At 55.3% G+C, this 20,041-nt stretch carries 14 protein-coding genes and 5 pseudogenes; 3 read left to right on the top strand and 16 right to left on the bottom strand.

The window, feature by feature from the left end:
• Positions 1 to 65 precede the first annotated feature (65 nt).
• The 6 genes from livF to ACWWJF_RS11465 form a co-directional block, all read right to left on the bottom strand.
• Positions 66 to 767, bottom strand: coding sequence for a high-affinity branched-chain amino acid ABC transporter ATP-binding protein LivF (gene livF, locus ACWWJF_RS11490; RefSeq protein ID WP_455869505.1), 702 nt, complete (start codon positions 765 to 767; stop codon positions 66 to 68).
• Between the two features lie 5 nt (positions 768 to 772).
• Positions 773 to 1,543: a high-affinity branched-chain amino acid ABC transporter ATP-binding protein LivG gene (livG, locus tag ACWWJF_RS11485; protein WP_455869504.1), complete on the bottom strand. Its 771-nt coding sequence runs from the start codon at positions 1,541 to 1,543 to the stop codon at positions 773 to 775.
• The gene (locus ACWWJF_RS11480; RefSeq protein WP_455869503.1) at positions 1,540 to 2,820 is read right to left on the bottom strand and encodes a high-affinity branched-chain amino acid ABC transporter permease LivM; all 1,281 of its coding nucleotides are present in this window, start codon (positions 2,818 to 2,820) and stop codon (positions 1,540 to 1,542) included. The genes livG and ACWWJF_RS11480 overlap by 4 nt, the downstream gene beginning before the upstream one ends.
• Positions 2,817 to 3,743, bottom strand: coding sequence for a high-affinity branched-chain amino acid ABC transporter permease LivH (gene livH / locus ACWWJF_RS11475; RefSeq protein ID WP_264626545.1), 927 nt, complete (start codon positions 3,741 to 3,743; stop codon positions 2,817 to 2,819). The genes ACWWJF_RS11480 and livH overlap by 4 nt, the downstream gene beginning before the upstream one ends.
• A gap of 100 nt (positions 3,744 to 3,843) precedes the next feature.
• Positions 3,844 to 4,950 (bottom strand): branched-chain amino acid ABC transporter substrate-binding protein, encoded by a 1,107-nt coding sequence (locus ACWWJF_RS11470; RefSeq protein WP_455869502.1) that lies wholly within the window; start codon positions 4,948 to 4,950, stop codon positions 3,844 to 3,846.
• A 483-nt stretch (positions 4,951 to 5,433) separates the two neighbouring features.
• Positions 5,434 to 6,641, bottom strand: a protein-coding gene (locus ACWWJF_RS11465) for an IS3 family transposase (RefSeq protein ID WP_455869501.1) whose coding sequence is annotated in 2 segments (ribosomal slippage) — positions 5,434 to 6,320 and positions 6,320 to 6,641 — 1,209 coding nt in all. Because the reading frame shifts where the segments join, the coding sequence is not laid out codon by codon here.
• 87 nt (positions 6,642 to 6,728) lie between these two features.
• On the opposite strand from ACWWJF_RS11465, the gene panM reads away from it, so the two are divergent.
• Together panM and ACWWJF_RS11455 are read left to right on the top strand one after the other, a co-directional pair.
• Entirely contained in the window at positions 6,729 to 7,130 is a 402-nt protein-coding gene (gene panM, locus ACWWJF_RS11460; protein WP_455871044.1) for an aspartate 1-decarboxylase autocleavage activator PanM, read from the top strand.
• 263 nt (positions 7,131 to 7,393) lie between these two features.
• Positions 7,394 to 8,437 (top strand): annotated as a pseudogene (locus ACWWJF_RS11455) (IS630 family transposase).
• Positions 8,438 to 8,584: 147 nt separating this feature from the next.
• Here ACWWJF_RS11455 and ACWWJF_RS11450 read toward each other — a convergent pair.
• Positions 8,585 to 9,279, bottom strand: a protein-coding gene (locus tag ACWWJF_RS11450; RefSeq protein ID WP_455869500.1) for an IS1 family transposase whose coding sequence is annotated in 2 segments (ribosomal slippage) — positions 8,585 to 9,036 and positions 9,036 to 9,279 — 696 coding nt in all. Because the reading frame shifts where the segments join, the coding sequence is not laid out codon by codon here.
• A 58-nt stretch (positions 9,280 to 9,337) separates the two neighbouring features.
• Here ACWWJF_RS11450 and ACWWJF_RS11445 point away from each other — a divergent pair.
• Positions 9,338 to 9,559: pseudogene (locus ACWWJF_RS11445) on the top strand (transposase); the annotation flags it as partial.
• On the opposite strand, the gene ACWWJF_RS11440 reads toward ACWWJF_RS11445, so the two are convergent.
• The 9 genes and pseudogenes from ACWWJF_RS11440 to bcsQ all read right to left on the bottom strand — a co-directional run bounded on the left by ACWWJF_RS11440 (position 9,556) and on the right by bcsQ (position 20,038).
• Entirely contained in the window at positions 9,556 to 10,071 is a 516-nt protein-coding gene (locus ACWWJF_RS11440; RefSeq protein WP_455869499.1) for a cellulose synthase subunit BcsC-related outer membrane protein, read from the bottom strand. The pseudogene ACWWJF_RS11445 and the gene ACWWJF_RS11440 sit on opposite strands and share 4 nt — an antisense overlap.
• The gene (locus ACWWJF_RS11435; protein ID WP_455869498.1) at positions 10,068 to 11,555 is read right to left on the bottom strand and encodes a tetratricopeptide repeat protein; all 1,488 of its coding nucleotides are present in this window, start codon (positions 11,553 to 11,555) and stop codon (positions 10,068 to 10,070) included. The genes ACWWJF_RS11440 and ACWWJF_RS11435 overlap by 4 nt, the downstream gene beginning before the upstream one ends.
• Complete coding sequence (locus tag ACWWJF_RS11430) at positions 11,461 to 12,342, bottom strand: hypothetical protein (RefSeq protein ID WP_455869497.1); 882 nt, start codon at positions 12,340 to 12,342, stop codon at positions 11,461 to 11,463. Before ACWWJF_RS11430 ends, ACWWJF_RS11435 begins: the two co-directional genes overlap by 95 nt.
• A pseudogene (bcsZ, locus tag ACWWJF_RS11425) lies at positions 12,324 to 13,109 on the bottom strand (cellulose synthase complex periplasmic endoglucanase BcsZ); the annotation flags it as partial. The pseudogene bcsZ and the gene ACWWJF_RS11430, both read right to left, overlap by 19 nt.
• A gap of 10 nt (positions 13,110 to 13,119) precedes the next feature.
• A protein-coding gene (locus ACWWJF_RS11420; RefSeq protein ID WP_455869496.1) for an IS5 family transposase occupies positions 13,120 to 13,964 on the bottom strand; the annotation gives its coding sequence in 2 pieces (ribosomal slippage) (positions 13,120 to 13,619 and positions 13,619 to 13,964; 846 coding nt in all).
• A gap of 60 nt (positions 13,965 to 14,024) precedes the next feature.
• Positions 14,025 to 14,369: pseudogene (locus ACWWJF_RS11415) on the bottom strand (glycosyl hydrolase family 8); the annotation flags it as partial.
• Between the two features lie 3 nt (positions 14,370 to 14,372).
• Positions 14,373 to 16,625, bottom strand: a complete 2,253-nt coding sequence (gene bcsB / locus ACWWJF_RS11410; protein WP_455869495.1) for a cellulose biosynthesis cyclic di-GMP-binding regulatory protein BcsB — start codon at positions 16,623 to 16,625, stop codon at positions 14,373 to 14,375.
• 81 nt (positions 16,626 to 16,706) lie between these two features.
• Positions 16,707 to 19,301: pseudogene (gene bcsA / locus ACWWJF_RS11405) on the bottom strand (UDP-forming cellulose synthase catalytic subunit).
• Positions 19,298 to 20,038 (bottom strand): cellulose biosynthesis protein BcsQ, encoded by a 741-nt coding sequence (gene bcsQ / locus ACWWJF_RS11400; protein ID WP_455869494.1) that lies wholly within the window; start codon positions 20,036 to 20,038, stop codon positions 19,298 to 19,300. The pseudogene bcsA and the gene bcsQ overlap by 4 nt, the downstream one beginning before the upstream one ends.
• Between the last annotated feature and the right edge of the window lie 3 nt (positions 20,039 to 20,041).

The raw sequence follows: 20,041 nt of genomic DNA, 5'->3' as shown, positions 1-20,041 counted from the left end.
CAGACAATGCTGGCCCACCCAGACGCGACGATTGTCGGGCAATAATGGTCGTTCAGATAGCAGGGTTATCCACCGAGATAGGCAGAACGCACAGCCTCATTTGCCAGCAAGGCGGCACCCGTATCTTCCAATACTACCCGACCATTCTCCAGCACATAACCACGATCCGCCAATTTCAGCGCCTGATTCGCATTCTGCTCGACCAGGAAGATGGTCATCCCTTCTTCGCGCAGTTGAGCGATAGTATCAAAAGTCTGCAAAATAATAATCGGCGCTAACCCCAGAGAGGGCTCATCCAGCAGCAGCAAACGCGGTTGGCTCATCAAGGCACGTCCGATGGCCAGCATCTGCTGCTCACCGCCGGACATGGTGCCGGAACGCTGCGCGCGGCGCTCATACAGACGCGGGAACAGATCGTATACCCGCGCAATGCGCGACTGATACTGCTCTTTGTCAGCAAAGAAGCCGCCCATCGCCAGATTCTCTTCCACCGTCATGCGTGAAAACACGCGGCGACCTTCCGGCACAATGGCGATGGCTTCACGCATAATCTGCGCCGTTTGCCACTGGGTGATGTCTTTTCCCTCATAAATGATGGAACCCGCCGTCGCACGCGGATCGCCGCACAGGGTGCCGAGCAGCGTGGTTTTCCCCGCGCCGTTGGCCCCAATCAGCGTCACGATTTCACCCTGTTCGATATGCAGACTGACGTCATGCAGCGCCTGGATTTTTCTGTAATGTGCCGAAACCTGATTAAATGACAACATAGTGCTTATCCTTCCCCGAGATACGCGCGGATCACGTCCGGGTTATTACGAATTTCAACCGGTGTTCCCTGCGCCAGGGACGTTCCCTGATTCACCACGTAAATGCGGTCGGAAATGCCCATCACCAGCTTCATATCGTGCTCAATCAGCAGCACCGATACCTGGTGACGATCGCGCAGTTCAGCAATCAGGTGATCCAGCTCTTCGGTCTCTTTCGGGTTGAGCCCGGCAGCGGGTTCATCCAGCATCAATACTTCCGGGCGTGTCATCATGCAACGCGCAATCTCCAGGCGACGCTGCTGACCATACGCCAGATTACCCGCCTGACGATTAGCCAAATCAAGCAGACCAACGCGCTCCAGCCACATGGCACCCAGTTCCTGAGCTTCGGCTTCCGCACGACAGAAACCCGGCGTTTTCAGCAGGCCGGCAAACACGCCGCTTTTCAGGTGTTGATGTTGCGCCACCAGCAGGTTTTCAATCACCGTCATTTCGCGAAACAGACGCACATGCTGGAAGGTGCGCACGACGCCCATGCGGGCAATCTGCTGTCCCGGCAACCCTTCCAGATGGCGATCGCGCAGCATGATGGTGCCACCGGTCGGACGATAAAAACCGGTCAGGCAGTTAAATACCGTGGTTTTACCCGCGCCGTTCGGACCAATCAGAGAGACGATTTCGCCCTGATTCAGGTCCAGTTCCACATTGTTGACCGCCAGCAAACCGCCAAAGCGCATGGTCAGGCCACGAACCGATAATAATGGTTGCGTACTCATGCCTGTTCTTCCTTCTTCTCAACCTTCAGCTTCATCTCTGGGCGCTTCATCGGCAACAGCCCTTGCGGACGCCAAATCATCATCAGCACCATCAGAGCACCCAGCAGCAGCATGCTGTACTCATTCAGATCGCGCATCAATTCACGCGATACCACCAGCAGAATGGCCGCGAGGATCACCGCAAACTGAGAGCCCATACCGCCTAACACCACAATGGCGAGCACGAACGCCGATTCAGCAAAGGTAAAGGATTCCGGACTGACAAACCCCTGACGCGCGGCAAACAGCGTGCCAGCGAAACCGGCAAACGCCGCACTGATGGTAAACGCCGTCAGCTTGATACGGGTTGGGCTTAATCCTAACGAACGACAGGCAATCTCATCGTCACGTAGCGCTTCCCAGGCACGCCCCAACGGCATTCGCAGTAAACGATTGATGACAAACAGAGTTGCGATAACCAGCAGCAGCGCCACCAGATAAAGGAAAATGATGCGATCGCTGGGGTCATACTTCAGGCCAAACATGTCGTGGAAAGTGCCCCAACCGCCTTCGCTGACGCGGCGGCTGAACTCCAGCCCAAAGAAGGTAGGTTTAGGAATCTGGCTGATGCCGTTCGGGCCACCGGTAAATTCGGTGTTGTTGAGCAGCAGAATACGCACGATTTCACCGAAACCGAGCGTCACAATCGCCAGATAGTCACCGCGCAGGCGCAACACCGGGAAACCGAGCAGGAAACCGGACAACCCAGCCGCGATACCCGCCAGCGGCAGGCTCTGCCAGAAGCCCAGCCCGTAGTAGTGGTTCAGCAACGCGTAGGTATAAGCGCCAATGGCGTAGAAGCCGCCGTAGCCCAGCACCAGCAAACCAGACAGCCCCACGACAACATTCAGGCCCAGGCCCAGCATGACGTAGATCAGTGTCAGCGTGGCGATATCCACCGAACCGCGCGACACCAAAAACGGCCAGAACACCGCAGCAATAATCAGCGCCGCCGCCAGCACTTTTTGACGCGGCGTGCTACCGTCAAAGCTCGGAAGTACCAGTGAGGAGCCGCCGCCCGACAGTTTGCGCATTCCACTTTGGAAGAAGGGGCGCAGCAGTTGGAAGAACACCACCACCACACAGCCAACGCCGATCAGGTTCCAGCGCACGGCATCTGCCCCGCGCACCACCAACGTGGTGCCATCAAGCCCCAGTTGCATTCCCATCAGGAACGCCGCCAGCACGAGCAACGTGAACGCTGATATCACCGCATTTAACAGGTTGAGCTGTTTCATACTTTCTCAACCTCTGGACGACCTAGAATACCGGTTGGCATCACCAGCAGCACCACTATCAACAACGCGAAAGAAACCACGTCTTTGTACTCCGTACTCAGGTAGGCACTGGTCAGGGCTTCCGCCACCCCCAGCACCAGACCACCAATCATGGCGCCCGGAATGCTGCCGATCCCGCCTAACACCGCGGCGGTAAAGGCTTTCATGCCCGCCATAAAACCGATGTAGGGGTTGATCACGCCATAAAACTGGCCCAGCAACACGCCAGCAACCGCCGCCATCGCCGCGCCGATCACAAAGGTCAGCGAGATCACGCGGTCAGTGCTGATGCCCAACAGGCTGGCCATTTTCAGGTCTTCCGCACAGGCACGGCAGGCGCGCCCCATGCGGGAATAACGAATAAAGGTGGTTAGTGCCAGCATGGTGATGAAGGTGACAACCCAGATGGTCACCTGCATGGTAGTAATGGTGGCGGCAAAGCCATTGCTTTCCCCGACAACCAGTTGACCATGTACCAGCGTCGGCAGCGCTACATCGCGCGAACCTTGCGTCAGGCTGACGTAGTTTTGCAGAAAGATGGACATCCCGATGGCGGAAATCAGCGCAATCAGGCGCTTGGAATTACGCACCGGCTTATAGGCCACCCGTTCGATGCTCCAGCCGTAAGCACTGGCGATCACAATGGCCGCGATAAATCCGGCACCGATCAACACCCAACTGACGTCGATACCCATCATCATCAGTGCAGCGATAACGATAAAAGAGACATAGCTACCGATCATGTAGACTTCGCCGTGGGCGAAGTTAATCATGCCGATAATGCCGTAAACCATGGTGTAGCCAATGGCAATCAGCGCATAAGTGCTGCCCAACGTCACGCCGTTGAACATTTGCTGAAGGAAATAGAGGAACTGCTCGGACATACCTTTACCTTAGAATTAACCTTTACACCTTAAGATTTTGCCCCCACGGCCTGAAGGCGGTGGGGGCATCGGTGTTCAGGAACTGAGTGGGCGGCAGCGATTATTTTGCGCTAGAAGTGCCGTCTGCATGCCACTCGAATACGCCAAACTCAAACCCTTTCAGGTCACCTTTTTTATCCCAGCTCAACGGACCCATTACGGTCTCCACGGTGTTGGCTTTCAGGTCTTTTGCGATAGCTTCCGGTTCTGTACCGCTACGCTCCATCGCGGTAGTCAGAGACTGCAACGCGGCGTAGGTGGTCCAGACAAACGGCCCGGTCGGATCCAGTTTTTTCGCTTTCAGTGAATCCACGATCGGCTGGTTAGCAGGAACCTGGTCATAACGTTTCGGCAGGGTTACCAGCATGCCTTCAGACGCCGCGCCCGCGATGTTGGACAGTGAAGAGTTGCCTACCCCTTCCGGACCCATGAATTTTGTGGTCAACCCAGCCTGGCGCGCCTGACGCAGAATCTGGCCCATTTCCGGGTAGTAGCCGCCAAAGTAGACGAAATCCACGTTCTCTTTCTTCAAACGCGCCACCAGCGTGGAGAAATCTTTGTTCCCAGCGGTTACACCTTCAAACAGTACCACGTTGGCACCCGCTTTTTTCAGGCTGTCCTGAACAGAGCGCGCCAAACCTTCACCGTACTGCTGTTTGTCGTGTACCACAGCGATACGCTGCGGTTTGATGGTATTCACGATGTAGTTAGCGGCGGTCGGGCCCTGATCGGAATCCAGACCGGTGGTACGCAGCACCAGTTTGTAACCACGGGTAGTCAGATCCGGTGCAGTCGCCGCTGGCGTAATCATCAGCACGCCTTCGTCTTCATAGATATCAGAGGCCGGCTGGGTAGAAGAGGAGCACAGGTGACCAATCACGTAACGAATGCCATCGTTAATCACTTTGTTGGCAACGGCAACGGCCTGTTTCGGGTCACAGGCATCGTCATATTCCACGGCAACCAGTTTATTACCCTTCACGCCACCTTTGGCGTTGATGTCAGCAATCGCCTGACGTGCACCGATAAATTCCATGTCGCCGTACTGTGCAACCGGGCCGGACATGGCACCGACAACGGCAACCTTGATGTCTTCTGCATGGGCCATGTGTGCGAACGCTGCTGCCATACACCCTAACAGTACGACTTTACCTTTAGCTACTTTCATTCGATTCACCCTATCTGTCGTTATGGAGTTCGCCTGCAAACCTGTATCAACCCGCCGTACTCAATCTTTTTCTTATAAGTAAGAACAGGTTAGGTTTTTTATTAGCTACACTTAGCTAATAAGGCGTTATTTTTCATGTCATTAAACAGGAATTTTATGCTGAAAATCAACTCTCTCAATCAGAAAAAAGCGGTGTAAACAGCATAAAATACCAGCCTTATAAGCCACTATTTATTTTATACATAGTCAGTTATGCTGCTTTATGCGGCAATAGGCAACTCAATACTCGAAAAATTATCGGCGAGGAAAACATTTTCCCTATTAACCGTACAGAAAAACTTACACAACTGTTTATCTACATCGCTACTACATTATGCTTTAGGCTACAGCTATGCTTTATGCAAACGCATTGAGAGGGTTATCGAAATGAAGCTCGCCGTCGAATGTGATCTTGACCCACCATCTCCGGACAGCTTTTGTATCTTAAGTTAACGATGCCCGCTGGCGCCGATATTCTCTTGGGGAGTTGTATCCCAGCGCACTGTGCGGATGGTTTTCATTGTAATGATTGAACGCCGCTGCAAGGTTCTTCAGCGCTGTTCGCACATCGGGTTTTGGCATGAAGGCGATGTAATCTTCCTTCATCGTCTTCACGAACCGTTCTGCCATGCCGTTACTCTGTGGACTGCTCACTGCTGTTGTGCAGGGCTCCAGATTCAGTTCTCTGGCGAACTTCCGCGTTTCATGCGCTGTGTACGCTGAACCATTATCCGTCAGCCATTGCACTGGTTTATCCGGCAGCGCGCTACCGAAGCGTTTTTCCACCGACCTCAGCATCACATCCTGCACGGTTGAACTGTCATAACCCCTGGTGCTCGCTGCCCAGTCTATGGCCTCCCGGTCGCAGCAGTCCAGTGCGAACGTCACCCGCAGCTTCTCGCCGTTGTCACAACCGAACTCGAAGCCATCTGAGCACCAGCGCATATCGCTCTCTGCTACCGCGATTTTGCCTTTATGCTCCCGCTTCGGACGTTCAGTTTTATCATGCAACAACAGCAGGTTATGCTCGCTCATTATCCTGTAAAGCCGTTTGGCGTTCACCGGTGGAAGTCCCTCTGCACGACGTTGCTTACGCAGGATACCCCACACTCGGCGGTAACCGTAACTGGGCATGTCGTTGATGATACGGAGGATGTCCGATAATATCTCAGCATCAGCTTCGTCATTACGCCGGTTGCTGCGCCTGTCCAGCCAGTCGGCAGAACGGTTAACCCGCAGTGACAGCTGCGCATGCGACACGCTCATGGCGCGGCTGACCAGAGCTATTCCCCGTCCTTTGGCAACAAGGGCGCGTGCGCTATCCATTTTCGCGACTGGCGGTACTCCACTGCTTCTTTGAGGATCTCAACTTCCATCGTCTTCTTACCCAGAAGGCGCTGTAGCTCCCGGACCTGCTTGAGGGCAGTCGCCAGCGCCGAAGCTGGAACCACTTCTTCTCCGGCCGCAACGGCGGTGAGGTTTCCTTCCTGGTATTGCTTCTTCCACTTAAACAAAAGGCTGGGCTGGATGCCATGCAGGCGGGCTACATGGGAGACGTTCGTCCCCGGCTTCATTGTCTGCTGAATGATGGCGATTTTCTCTTGCGGAGTTTTACGCTTACGGACTTCTTGCCCTAACAGGATCCCGGTCATTTCAAAATTAGCATGATTGTTAGACAGATATCTAAGCCTATCTCTTATCTGGAGATACAGCTACTGTCTGGTGTTACAGGGGGCTACATCAAGCTCGCCGTCGAATGTCTCTCGTTATTCAGCGACCAGGATAGAATTGATCTCGCCAAGATTTGGCCCCACCAGAATCTCGACCTGCTGGAACAGAGCCTTGATCTGCACCAGCGCCTGTTCGCGTCACGCTTCAATGGCCGCTTGCTGGCAGCGGTGATGGTGGAAATTGATGGCGAATACGCGGAACTCGATGATCTGATGGTCAGAGAAGCAACGCGCCGCCATGGCGTTGGCCTGCACCTGATTCATGAAGTGGTGCGCCAGTTACCGGGCGTGAAAGAATTTTGGCTGACATCAGCAGATCATGCTGGCGTTAATGAAGTCGTGCTGGACCGCGTTATGGAAAGTTGTGGATTCTTTCCGGTATCAGGAGGGTGGCTATACACTCGAAGTTAACCGCTAACAAACGGCAGGAGCCCTACCAGAAATAGTGATGGATTCATGCATAACCCACGCGCTACCTATCGTAGCGCTAGGTAAATCTATTGGCCTCTTAATAATACCCTCTGATACGACTCATTTTTCGACTACGCGATAAAACACCTCATCCGTTAGCCTAAATAACTGTTCCGAATAGTAGATCACCTGAAGGGAACTCAGTCCGAGTTGAGCGATCTGATCAATCGATAAAGATCCCAAATCATCAACCGGACTTAGCGATGTCGAGCATAGCACCGATACCCCGTAACGAACGACGCCTGATGAAGAAAACTATCCGTAAAACGCGTGACAAGAATCACGCCCGCAGGCTGACCGCCATCCTGATGTTGCACCGGGGCGAGCGCGTGAGCGATGTCGCCAGAATGCTTTGCTGCGCCCGTTCGTCAATCGGCAGATGGATTAACTGGCTCACCCTGTACGGCATTGAAGGCCTCAAATCTCTGCGGCCCGGTCGTGGCCGTCGCTGGCCGTTTGAACAGATCTGCGCACTGTTAATCCAGCTCGTAAAGCGTTCCCCTCATGATTTTGGCTATCAGCGTTCGCGCTGGAGCACGGAACTGCTAGCGATAAAAATCAATGAGATAACCGGTTGCCAGTTGCATGCTTCCACGGTGCGCCGTTGGCGGCCTTCTGCCGGTCTGGTGTGGCGACGCGCAGCTCCTACGCTGCGTATCCGCGACCCGCATAAGGAAGAAAAAATGGAGGCCATCGCGATGGCGCTGGAACAATGCAGCGCGGAACATCCCGTCTTTTACGAAGACGAAGTGGATATTCATCTGAATCCCAAAATTGGCGCGGACTGGCAGGTTCGCGGGAAGCAGAAACGCATCGTGACGCCGGGCCAGAACGAGAAATATTATCTGGCGGGTGCATTACACAGCGGGACGGGAAAAGTCAGCTATGTTGAAGGAAACAGTAAAATTTTGTGTTTTTATCAGTATGTTAGAGCATCTGAGAGCAACGTACAGACGGGCAAAAACGCTCACGCTGATAGTTGATAGTTGATAGTTGATAACTACATTATTCACAAAAGCCGGGAGACGCAGCGCTGGCTGGAAGAAAACCCGAAATTCAGGGTTATTTATCAGCAGGTGTACTCACCATGGGTAAATCATGTAGAGCGGTTATGGCAGGCGTTGCATGAAACCATTACCCGCAATCATCAATGCTGTTCAATGTGGCAGTTACTGAACAAGGTTCGCCGCTTCATGGAAACCGTCAGCCCGTTTCCCAGTGGAAAACATGGACAGGCAAAAGTGTAGCGGTATTAGGAACAGCTATTTAGTTAACAAATCTTATTGTAGTTCCTATCATGTAAAGCTCGTTAGAACATCATTAAAATTGATATGTTTATAATAAATACCGTGAAAAAATTTCATTATGTATGAAATTTTAGGTAATGACTCCAATTAGTAGAGCATGTGTTTTTCGATGAAGGCTCCGATGACTTTTTCGTGGATCTCGACGGAGCGCGAGAAGCAAATCGTTTTACGCGCCAGTCGTTTAATGCGGGTACGGAGCGTCAGGTTATTGCGCTCTATGCGTTGCGTGAAGATCTTGCCAGTCAGATGTTTCTGCTTCGGAACCTCTCTTGCATAGCTGCCCCAGTTGTCACTGGTAATCATGCCGATGTTGAACGGTGTCAACAGAGCCAGCAATTCACGGCAGGTCTCATCGGTTCGGGGGCCAAAAGTGTAGGCCAGAACACCGCCCATTTTGGTATTGTAAGCGTACCAGAGCCAGTGCTGTAGCGCCTGACTGCCAACGAAGCTCCATTGCTCATCAAGTTCACAGATAAGGGCGACGTCGGCGTGAGCAACGGGAGAAGACGTTATCCTGCGGGGCGAGAGCTTTTTAAAGCCCGGATGACCGTATTGATGACGATTTTCAACGTTCTGGCGGTATCGCGAACACCGGCACCGTTGAAGGCCATATCAACGATCTGCTCTTTGACTCCCGGCTTTCGCGCTTCATAGCGGTAGGTAAGCTGGAATACACGGCGACAGCACTGACACCGGAAGCGTTCGCGCTTAGTTGGACTAAGGCCATGTCGATAAACTTTATCTGAATGGCAGCGAGGGCAATGAACAAAAACAGTAACCACGTGGAAACCTCAAATAGCGGCAGAATATCACAAAAGCCAACTATTTGAAGGCATTACCAAAACTGTCATCCCCCGAAAATCCACTGAAAAAATGGCGGTGGATGGTCGTTCAAAGCTCGATCGTGACGCCTACCGCAATCGGAACGTTGTTGAGCGGTGCTTTGGCCGTCTGAAAGAATACCGTCGCATTGCGACACGTTACGACAAAACGGCGAGGAATTATCTGGCAATGTTGAAACTGGGCTGCATCCGCCTGTTTTACCAGAGGTTATGTAATTAAGGGACACAGCCTAGCAGCGAGCTGGAGATGGGGCGGCGTGATGCCGTGGCCGTCCAGCCCAATTGTTGCCAGTCGCCGCTGTAGCTGACGCCACCGACCACGTCTTCCACGTCGAACCCTATGGGTGTAGTGCCGATATCCGCCGTCCAACGATCGTTTTTCCAGCCTGCGGCGATGCCAGTGCCTGAGGTTTTCTGCGTTCTGCCGCTGTAGCAGTCCAGCGTGGCGCAGGTGCCAAACACGTCACGGAATGCTCCGTTGCTGTTGGTGTTAAAACGTCCCGCGTTCATTGCGATGGTATCGGTGCGCACGAAGCCACGGCCCTGATAGAGCGGAAAATCGACTTGCAGTATCGTGTCGTGAGCTTTCAGATTGGAGATACCGTTAGTGCCGCTGGAACGCCAGTAATCGTGGCCGAGGGTCACGTTGATGTCCTGCTGCCGATACTGGTCGGCCGCATCGGCACGAATGCTGCGTTGCAACCAGTCATCATTTTGCTGCGGGCGCGTCAAACGGGTGTAGCTGTCGTTATCCTGTGGCGATGTGCTGCTGATGCCGCTCTGGCAACCATGGCCTGGCGGTAATCGGCCTGCGCCTCGGCGGATTGTCCCTGCTGTGTTTCCAAACGTGCCGCATCGCGGTAGATCAACGCTTTAATCTGACTGGGTGGTGCTTTCTGCGCGCTGGTTTTTGCTGCTTGCAGCGTCTGGTTGGCTAACGGCATATTGCCGACGGTATACCAGGCATTGGCGACACGGCGCTGGGTATTGAGCGAACTGTCATCGGCTATTTTTAGCGTTTGCAAACGCTGACGGGCCTCATCGCGCTGTCCGATGGCGATTAACGCTTCCACTTCCCCTAGCTGGGCGTCGGCGTTTTGCGTATCCTGCGCCAGCACCTTACGGTAGCGTTCCAACGCGTCGGCGGCGTTGCCCCGTTGCTGCGCCCAGTCTGCCAACATCAACGAAATGCGGGTATTGGCGGGCTGCTGTTGCAGGTAGCTGACGGCACCGGTTTCATTGCCTGCGTCATACAGCGCCTGGGCGTGTACCAGCATGCGCTCTATAGTGACCCGCTGCGCCAGCTCTCGCATGTTGTCGTTCCACTGTGTCTCGGGCAGCGTGTGCAAATGCGTCAGCGCCTGTGTCTCGTGTTCGGTCGCGGAGAGATAGAGTGCGTAAGCATAAGCGAGTTCAGGGCTGACGGGAGGTGTATTGGCCATACGCTGCATGATGTCATCGGCCTGTGTATTCTGGTTGAGCTGGCGCAGCACCTGCGCGTAGTGATAGGGCAACCAGATATCATCGGCGGCGGGCTGATAGACCTGCCGGTAGGCCTCTGCCGCCTCGTGCCATTTCCCCTGCTCCACCAACTGGTCGGCTTGCTGGGTGGTGATGTCGCGCTTGAGGGCGATCAACGTCTCTTGCAGAGGCCGCTGTTGGGCCGTCGGTAGGTTATTGATATAGGCGAGCGCCGCTTGTGGCGATTGGCGGCCATAAAGGGCCGCCATACCGCGAATTGCACCGCCGTTAGCGGGTTCACGTTGCAATGCCTGCTGATAAAAATGCTCGGCGGCGGTATCGTTGTGACGCGCTGCGGCCACATCCCCCAACCCACTCAGGGCGTAACCATCGTTGTTGTCCACCTGTTGTGCCTGCTGGTAGTGCTGTTCTGCCTGCGCCAGATTATTGGCTTTCAGTGCGCGATCGCCAGCATCAATCTCTAACCAGTAGCGGGTGCTTTTGATGAGCACGTCCCATTTGTCACCGTTTTCCTTATTAATGTCGGCTGTTTTCGCTTGCTCAAACAGTGCCAGCGCTTTGGTGCGATCGCCGTTGCGCATCGCGGCCATGCCCAGTGCACCAATCAGGTTGGGATCGTCGGGGGTTTCGGCCAGTGCTTTATTCAAATCCGCGATGGTCGCGCTGCCGCTGGCACCTTGCTCGACGCTTGCCAGCCCGCGCAGTCGTGCTTGATAGGCGGGATCGTTCAGCATCTTTTGCTGGCGTTCCAGCTCCTGCTGTGCGCCGATTGTGCTGGAATAGTCTGCGAAAATGGTTAAGTTGCGCGATACTTTGCGGCGACACTGTCATGCGCTTAATCATTTCCATCCACATACCCGCTGCCTGACCGCGTCCAATCGGATCATCCGCCAGTTTTTCCAGCAGCCCATAGCCTTCGGTATCGCGATCCTGACTGAACAGGCGGCGTGCCAGCGTCAGCCGTAAATTGACGTTGCCGGGATAGCGTTTATCCAATGCTTCCAGTTGCTGAATGGCCGCAGGCTCCTGCCCCGGCAGACGGGCGACCAGACGCCAATATTCAACGGCCAGATCGAGCGTCGGCGGTTCGCCGTGGAACAGTTCGTCGTAGGCTTTCTTCGCCTCTTCATAATGCCCGGCGGTGGCTTGCAGCCGCGCCTGTTCCAGCTTCTGGCGCGTGTCCTGTTGTGTGAGAGCCAGCATCATCGCTGACTGTCGGTACTGCTCGGAATCTGGCGCAACGCCGTGTAGCTTTTCCAGGTGCTGCCGTGCCTGCGCCTGATCGCCCTGACGCAGCGCCAGTCGCAGTTGCGCGGCGATCACGTCCGAGCTGTCGGGGTCAATCAGTGTCAGACGTGCCAGGGATTGCCGCACCAAATCGTCACGGTTACTCGCTTCACCCAGCCTGATTTGCTCCATGAGAAAGGCGCTGGTCGTCACGGTATCGGCCCCAGCTGTGAACGGCATCATCGTCAGGCCTAATGAAAATAATCCAGCGCCTATTATGGTGAAGTTGCGCATTGCTTATCCCAGGAAGGTAAAAGTTCACCCTGTTGATTGAATTGATAACGCTGTTCATCCCATCCCTGACCGAACAGCGTCAGAGAAGCAGAAAAATAGGCGTTGTTGTCGGGCGCTGCGTCGTGCAAGCGCTGGCGCTGCATATCGCGCGCCGCCGGGTTGGTTGCCAGCAGCGGCAGCAGTGCGGCGGAGAAACCCACCGAGCCTGTACCTTGCCCTTTCCCAGTCGCGGTATTGATCTGCTCGGGCGGCGTGCCCGATTGTGCTGTCAGGGTCGCCATCGGTTGAAAATGGGTGACCAGCGCGGCACGCTCTTCGCTCTCTTGCGCCAGCATGGCTGCCCACAGATAGACGCGAATCGCATCGTAACTGCCGATATCGGGCTTGGTTTCATCCGCTTGCCAACCCTGCTGCTTGTTCCAAACTACCCAATCGGGTGAAAAACCGTGGGGGGCACTCTCTTTCAGTAACCTCAGATTCACCGCCCGCATCGCTTTCCACGGGCCGTTTAGCGTGGAGAAACCCGCGAGTAACTGGGGGGGCTGGTAGCTGGGGTTCAGTCGCCAACGATCGCCGTGCACGAACCCCACTCGGCCCGGCAGCAACATCACGCCCAGACCGGGGATCTCGGCCACTTCCTCACGGGCGATACGTTGCAACAGCAGCGTGCCCAGCGTCAGAAAGTGGCGGCTTTGCCACAGTCGTCAGGCTTCCAGCAGGTTATAGGCAATCCACAAATCGGCATCGGAAGCGTAATTAGGATCTAGGCTGTGTCCCTTAATTACATAACCTCTGGTAAAACAGGCTGATGCAGCCCAGTTTCAACATTGCCAGATAATTCCTCGCCGTTTTGTCGTAACGTGTCGCAATGCGACGGTATTCTTTCAGATGGCCAAAGCACCGCTCAACAACGTTCCGATTGCGGTAGGCGTCACGATCGAGCTTTGAACGACCATCCACCGCCATTTTTTCAGTGGATTTTCGGGGGATGACAGTTTTTATACCTCTGTTTTTCAGCTCGTTACGTAATACATGCCCGGAGTACGCCTTGTCAGCGAGTACCGCATGACCACGGCGTTTCATACTGCCGTTTTGGCGTTGAACACCAATACCGTCCAAAAGACGTAGTGCAAACTGACTTTCATGAGCCTGACCGGGGCTCAACACGATGTTTAACGGAAGACCACTTCCGTCTGTAGCCATATGGATTTTGGTGCCAAAACCACCTCGAGAGCGACCCAGCCCATTATCTCCGGTGATATCGGGATGTTTTTTTGAGCACCGGCAGCACATTTCAGCGCCCTGATATTGCTACCATCCAGCGCAGTCGCTGACCAGTCCACGAGGCCATGGGCATCAAGTGATGAAAGTAACTTATTGAAAATAATGTTAATGACTCCCGATTTTGACCATCGGTTAAAGCGGTTATAAACGGTTTTCCATGGGCCGTATCGCTCAGGTAAATCACGCCATGGGGCACCAGAGCACAGCACCCAGAACATGCCATTGATAATCATGCGATGCTCAGCCCATGGGCGTCCGGCCTGTGGTGTTGCTGGTTCAGCAGGGAGTAAGGGCTGGATGATAGCCCATGCTTCATCGGGAAGGTCGTAGCGAGCCATAGTTTAAAATGATTTAGAAACAAACAGTTAGTATAACTCATGGGATTAAGGGACACAGCCTAATATGCCCCAAGGCGAATCATCGGCCTGCGGTATCTTTTTTCCCCATTGCCAGGCGGGAAGGTGGGCGCTGAGATCGCCGGAGGCCAGATTGTTTTCGGTCCATTGCAGCAGCTTTTCGAACATCGCTCGGTCATTGGCCACCAGCGCAAAAAACAGGCCGTAGCTCTGCCCTTCGGACGTGGTTATCTGGCTGGGTGTCGACGGGTCGATAACGCGCCCTTCCGCACTGATGTAGTCTCGTTGGTACTGTTCCCATGCGGGCCAGTGAAAGACACCTGTGGCGGCCATAACGTGACCGTCCAGCAGCAGCGTCAACAACAGCGCAAGCCACAGCATACCCATCGATTAATCCTTCTCGTCAGCCGAGAGGCGGCGACGGCTGAGCACTTTCAGGCCGCGCCACAGCAGCCAGGCGAAAATGATCGTGACCAGGGTAGACATGCCAGCCAGCCAGAGCGGGTGCAACGCCAATGCGTGCCAGACGCGTTCCCACCATAGAAGATGACCCACATAGTACATATCCCCCACACGCAAGCTGCTGACGCCCGACTCGCGGATGACGGCCGCCGAGCCGAAAACGGTGGCGCGTTTGGTGCTGTCGATCAGGGCATTGTTGAGCAGCACATAGCCTTGTGGGCTGTCTGCCAGCAACGCGACGATGCTGTGCTGGGAAAAGTAGGGGGACTGCGTACCGATAATGGTGGCCATAGAGGTTTCGGCGCGAATGTCGGTTCTGCTGTCCGGCCTGCCGTCCGTTTTGGGTGAGCCTTCATCCGGCAGCACGGTTTGTCGTACCGGCATCTTGACCCAACTCTTTGTAGTTTCAGTCAGCAGCCCAACTTTGGCTTCGTCGCGCAGCGATTCAGGCAGTGAACCGATCAACAGAATATCTTTATCCACCTGGCTGAGCTGCGCCGGGTCGTTGGTCAGTTGTAGAGCCAATGCCGGATAGCCGGTTTGCGCCCCGATGTTGCCGACGGCATTAAGCAGCGCGCTGACTTGTTCCGCATGGGGGGGTTTATCAATCAACGTCACGGTTTGCGATAAGTCGGCCAACCGGCTGAATGGGAAACCGGCATTGGCGAAGGCACGCAGGTCCGGCATCGCCATAAAATGGCGGTAACCGGAGAAGTTGATGGTGGAATTACCGTCGATAACCGCATGGTTTTCAATGGGTGCGATGGTTTCGCAGCGATCCGCCGAGATATTGCTGGTGGTGACCGTGGCGTAATCAAAATCAAAACGCAGCTCGTTGACGGTGCCCAGTTTCAGAGCAGGAATGGACAGGTTTTTATCCGAATCCAGCAGCCCCTGAGTAATTGGCAGGCGCAGCAGCAGGGCGTTTTTCTCGCGTTCGGGGACCAGATTAAAGGCCTGAACAAACTGGTTGTTCAGGTTGACGGCCAAACGCGATCCATCCAGCGTGCGCGGCGCGGTATAGCGATATTTCAAGTGCATATCGATACCTTTGCTGCGGATCAGAAACAGGTCTGGCGGCAAATTCAGTGTCATCATCAGCGGGTCAGGATCGATGCCGCTGCTCTGCAATTGCTCAGGGTATTGTTGCAATTCGGCAAATGTCATCGGGCGATCGGTACGGATCCAGTTCGGCGCATCGTAGGGCTGACGCGGTGCCAGTTGCTCAACGCGATCGACGCTGACATTCTGCCCACGGAACAGGATGTTACCTTGCGCGATCCCTTTAACGGCGGTGATCAGGTCATTGTCATCGCGGCCCTGCACCAGCAGCAACTTAACGTAAGGGTTCTGCGGATGGCTGATGACCTCTACCGTCGGGCCATCAACCGGCGGGTAATCGCGCAGGAAATCCGGACGTTGCGCATTGGTGGCGAACACGACCGCGTGGCTGTCGGGCAGTTGGTTGAACAGCGCCGGGAAGGACTGACCGCGCCACTGCGCGCGGGCACCGAACCAGGAGACGAGGATCGCGGCAGCCTGCTGCTGTCCCAGATCGGGTTGCTGATAAAACACCATCGGTAGCGTAAGCGGCCGGTTATCGCGGGTATCGAAGAACGGGATAGGGAATGACGACAGATCGTTTTTCAGCGGCAGCTTTTGCACCTGCAAATTGAGCGAGCTGGCTTGGCTGATATTCAGCCACAGGTTACTGCTGGATGGGTCTTGGCATATGTTATTGTAATGTGCTACAAATTTCAGCCGCACGCGGTTAAAGTCGGTGATATAACGCGGGTCCAGCGGCAGGGTTGTCCGCGTTGGCTGGCCCACTTGCTCTTTGGTGATGGTAACCACGCCCATCAACACCTCGTTGAGATAAACCTTGAGATTTGATTCGACCGGTATCAAAGCCGGTGAGGGGGTAAACTCCAACTGTAGCGACGCTTGCGTCACCACTTCATCATGACGCACGCCAAACTGGATATAGCCGACAGGCGACGTTCCTCTCAATGCGAAGCTACCTGGAGCAGGTGCCAGTTGCTTAAACGCCAACTGCTGACTGGCAACGAGGGCGGCCACAGCATTGTTGGCCTGCGTGATCGGCGGGGCTGCGGTTTCAGCCTGAGATAACGGCACCATGCCCAGAGCCAGAGCGGTAAACCAGGTTATTTTTTTCGTCATCATGTCATCATCACGGTTAAGGGCCGCGCTGGCCGTTTCATGATTAGCATCATGTGGTCATCGTTACTACGCTGCATCGCGTTACGCCTGTTCCGTTGGCACAAATGCCGGGGGCGGCCCGACATAGCGCGGGATAAAGGAGACACACCAGGCGATGGCAGAGGTAAAGGCGATAAACACGCCGCGAATCAGCGGCGGAGCGTAATCCGCGATGCGCAAATAACCTCTGAAACCTAATGCCAACACGTCACCCAGGCTTTCCATCGGCTTATCTTCCGGAAAACTGTCCTGCCACAGCGCCCAGGTTTCGGCGCGTGCGAAGGTGCACTGAATAAAATCGATATGCTGCTGTGTCGAAAGGTTGACCATCTTTAGCCCAATCTTGGTGCCGAAAGCGCGGGTGACCTCAAACGGGAAGGCATACTCCTGTGGGCCGCGATTTAGTAGCAGCGATCCCTTGTCGCCCTCTTTTAACAGCCCATTGGCATGCATTTCGATGCCGACACCGCCATCGGAATAGTCGCGCAGCGTGCAGGCATAATGGAATCCGTCTGCGCGCAGGACGGCGGCCGGGAGGGCGATTTCCACGCGGTGCGACTGGCGCACCTGCTTGGCCTCCACGGAAACCGCGACGGCACCACCGAGGATCGTCATGTTATAGGCCTCCCACACCAGGCTGATGATCACCGTCATCACTTCTTCCGGCGGACCATACACCATGCGCCAGGCACCGAAGGCCAAACCAAACAGATTGAGCACCACCAGAAACAGGTAAGGGCGGGTGATGACCCAGTCAACGTGTACATCCTCGACCAGCCCGCCTTTGGCGGTAACGTTGAACTTGCCTTTGTGCGGGTTGAACAGCGCTACTGTGGTAGGTCGCGCGATATACCACGCCAGCACGGTTTCATACACCTTACTCCAGAACGAGTGGCGATAGCGGGCCTGAATGCGTGAGTTGGTCAGGCTGGAGTGGATCATGTGTGGCAGCACGTACAGCGCGATGGCGAGTGCTGGTGCATAGATGATGTAAGCATGCAGCAGCAAAAAGGCCAGTGGGGCGGTCAGAAAAATCAAACGCGGGATGCCGGACAGGAAGTGCAGCATCGCGTTGGCGTAACAGAGGCGTTGCCCGAGTTTCAGCCCTTTGCCGAACAGCGGATTGTCCAGACGGAAAATCTGCACCATGCCGCGCGCCCAGCGAATACGGTGGCCGATATGCGCCGACAGACTTTCGGTGGCAAACCCGGCGGCCTGTGGGATACGGATATAGGCCGAGGTGTAACCGCGTCGGTGTAAACGCAGTGAGGTGTGCGCATCTTCAGTCACGGTTTCCACGGCAATGCCGCCCACCTCATCCAGTGCGGTGCGGCGCAGAATGGCACAAGAGCCGCAGAAGAAGGTGGCGTCCCACATGTCGTTGCCGTCCTGCACCAGCCCGTAGAACAGCGTGCCTTTATTCGGCGTGCGGCGGAAACGGCCCAGGTTGCGTTCAAACGGATCCGGCGAGAAGAAATGGTGCGGCGTTTGCAGCATACCCAGCTTGCGGTCCCTGAGGAACCAGCCCATGGTCAGTTGCAGGAACGAGCGTGTTGGCACGTGGTCACAGTCAAAGATCGCGACAAACTCGCCGTGCGCCTGTTTTAGCGCATGGTTGATATTGCCCGCTTTGGCGTGTTCATGCGTCGGGCGTGCGATGTAATGTATGCCGACGCTGTTGGCGAACGCCTTAAATTCTTTGCGATTGCCATCGTCGAGCAGGTAGATATTGATTTTATCTTTCGGCCAGTCGATCCCCAATGCCGCGTAAAGCGTGGGTTTAACTACGCTCAGCGGCTCATTGTAGGTCGGCACCATGATGTCGACGGTGGGCCATTCCCGGCTGTCTTCGGGCAGTGCCGTAGGCTGACGGTTGAGTGGTCAAAGGGTTTGGAAGAAACCGAGCACCAGTACAATCCAGGCGTAGGTTTCTGCCAGCAGTAACAGCAAGCCACAGATCAGGCTGAGCGGGTCGTCCCAGTTAAGGGTGGAGGTATAACGCCACCACAGGTAGCGGCTGGAGACGGTCAGCGACAGCACGATCATCATCAGTGTTGGCAGCCGTCCTGGTACCCGACGCACCAACATGGCAATGCCCCACAGCAGCAACATAAACACAAACTGCGCCAGTAAGTCGAGCGGCTGAGTAATGCACAATATCGCCAGCGCCGTGGTGGCAAAGGCGAGGAGAATCAGCAGCAGCGTTTCCAGCGACGAAATGGGCGGTTTCTGTGTATCCGCGTGTGCCTCTTGGATACCCATGCGCTGCGGCAGTTGCTGCATCATATTGAGATAGCGCTGACGCCAGCGCGGCAGGGCCGAAAACAGATTACGCCGGGCAGCAGGGATTTGCCCATTACGCACCACTAACAGCCATAGCCCCTGTGCCAGATAGCGCAAAGGATCGGCGGGGCGAGGCCGCTGCGGTGAAATATGGGGAAACCAGAAGGCACTCTGGCCACGAATTCGCTGCCAACTGGGTGACTCCAGGCGTAAAAACGCACAGGCCAGCACTGATAACAGTGTGCCCATGCCGGCTGTGAACAGGGTAGCTCCCTGTTTAAGATAGTCACGGTAGCGCTGGCGTATTGCTGAATAGGCCGGGGGCACCAGCAGCAGATTGAGCACAGTGCTCATGGTGCCTCCCTTGTCAGATTGATCAGGCACCAGTTGGCTAATGTCAGCATCTCTTCAGCGGCGAGGCTTTGCGGACTGTGCTCTCCGGTGGCCAGTTTGCTGGCGAGGGCTTCGGCGACTGCTTCATCGCGGTGGATGACCATTGGCAGCAGGTTAGGCAGGGTGTGCAGCCACAGGTGATGCAGGTCTTGCTGCAATGTGTTGATGGTGGCGAATTGGTTCACTAAAAAATGGCAGTCGGCGGGCAGCGTTTGCTGGTGCAGACGGATATGGCAATTGGCGTCCGGCACAATAACGGTAAACACGGTATCTGCCTGTGCCAACGCTTGCTGAACGGCCAGCGTGGCAGGTCCGGCGGGCAGATCGAGCAATACCCACCGGTAGCGACCAAGCCCGGCGAGATGGCGCAGATTGTCACGCCAAAAAGAAGGCACGTGTTGCAGGCGCAGGGCCAGTGTTTCATGCTCTTCCGGCGCGAGGGTACCAAAAGGGATAAACGCCAGTTTGGGCAGATATTGCATGGCACTTCGGTGCCAGGCGTCGCCGTCCAGCTCGGCACGTGCCCAGCCACGCGTGCTGGACGCGGGCATATTGAAGTGAAAGCGCAGCAGGTTGTCCGGTGAGAAATCAATAGCCAGCACCGGTTCGCCAAGCTGCTCCAGTGCCCAGGCTAAACCTGCCGTCAGCGACGTTGTCCCAACACCACCACGAATCCCCTGCATCGCAATCACCGGCATGCC

This window comes from Symbiopectobacterium sp. Eva_TO (assembly GCF_053848865.1).
This window is presented reverse-complemented; position numbering and strand designations above follow the sequence as displayed.

Coding starts and splice junctions, on each gene's coding strand:
- livH (WP_264626545.1), bottom strand. CDS start 3,743: ATGTCCGAGCAGTTCCTCTATTTCCTTCAGCAAATGTTCAACGGCGTG.
- livF (WP_455869505.1), bottom strand. CDS start 767: ATGTTGTCATTTAATCAGGTTTCGGCACATTACAGAAAAATCCAGGCG.
- ACWWJF_RS11470 (WP_455869502.1), bottom strand. CDS start 4,950: ATGAAAGTAGCTAAAGGTAAAGTCGTACTGTTAGGGTGTATGGCAGCA.
- ACWWJF_RS11430 (WP_455869497.1), bottom strand. CDS start 12,342: ATGCGCAACTTCACCATAATAGGCGCTGGATTATTTTCATTAGGCCTG.
- ACWWJF_RS11435 (WP_455869498.1), bottom strand. CDS start 11,555: ATGCTGAACGATCCCGCCTATCAAGCACGACTGCGCGGGCTGGCAAGC.
- ACWWJF_RS11480 (WP_455869503.1), bottom strand. CDS start 2,820: ATGAAACAGCTCAACCTGTTAAATGCGGTGATATCAGCGTTCACGTTG.
- bcsQ (WP_455869494.1), bottom strand. CDS start 20,038: ATGCCGGTGATTGCGATGCAGGGGATTCGTGGTGGTGTTGGGACAACG.
- livG (WP_455869504.1), bottom strand. CDS start 1,543: ATGAGTACGCAACCATTATTATCGGTTCGTGGCCTGACCATGCGCTTT.
- bcsB (WP_455869495.1), bottom strand. CDS start 16,625: ATGACGAAAAAAATAACCTGGTTTACCGCTCTGGCTCTGGGCATGGTG.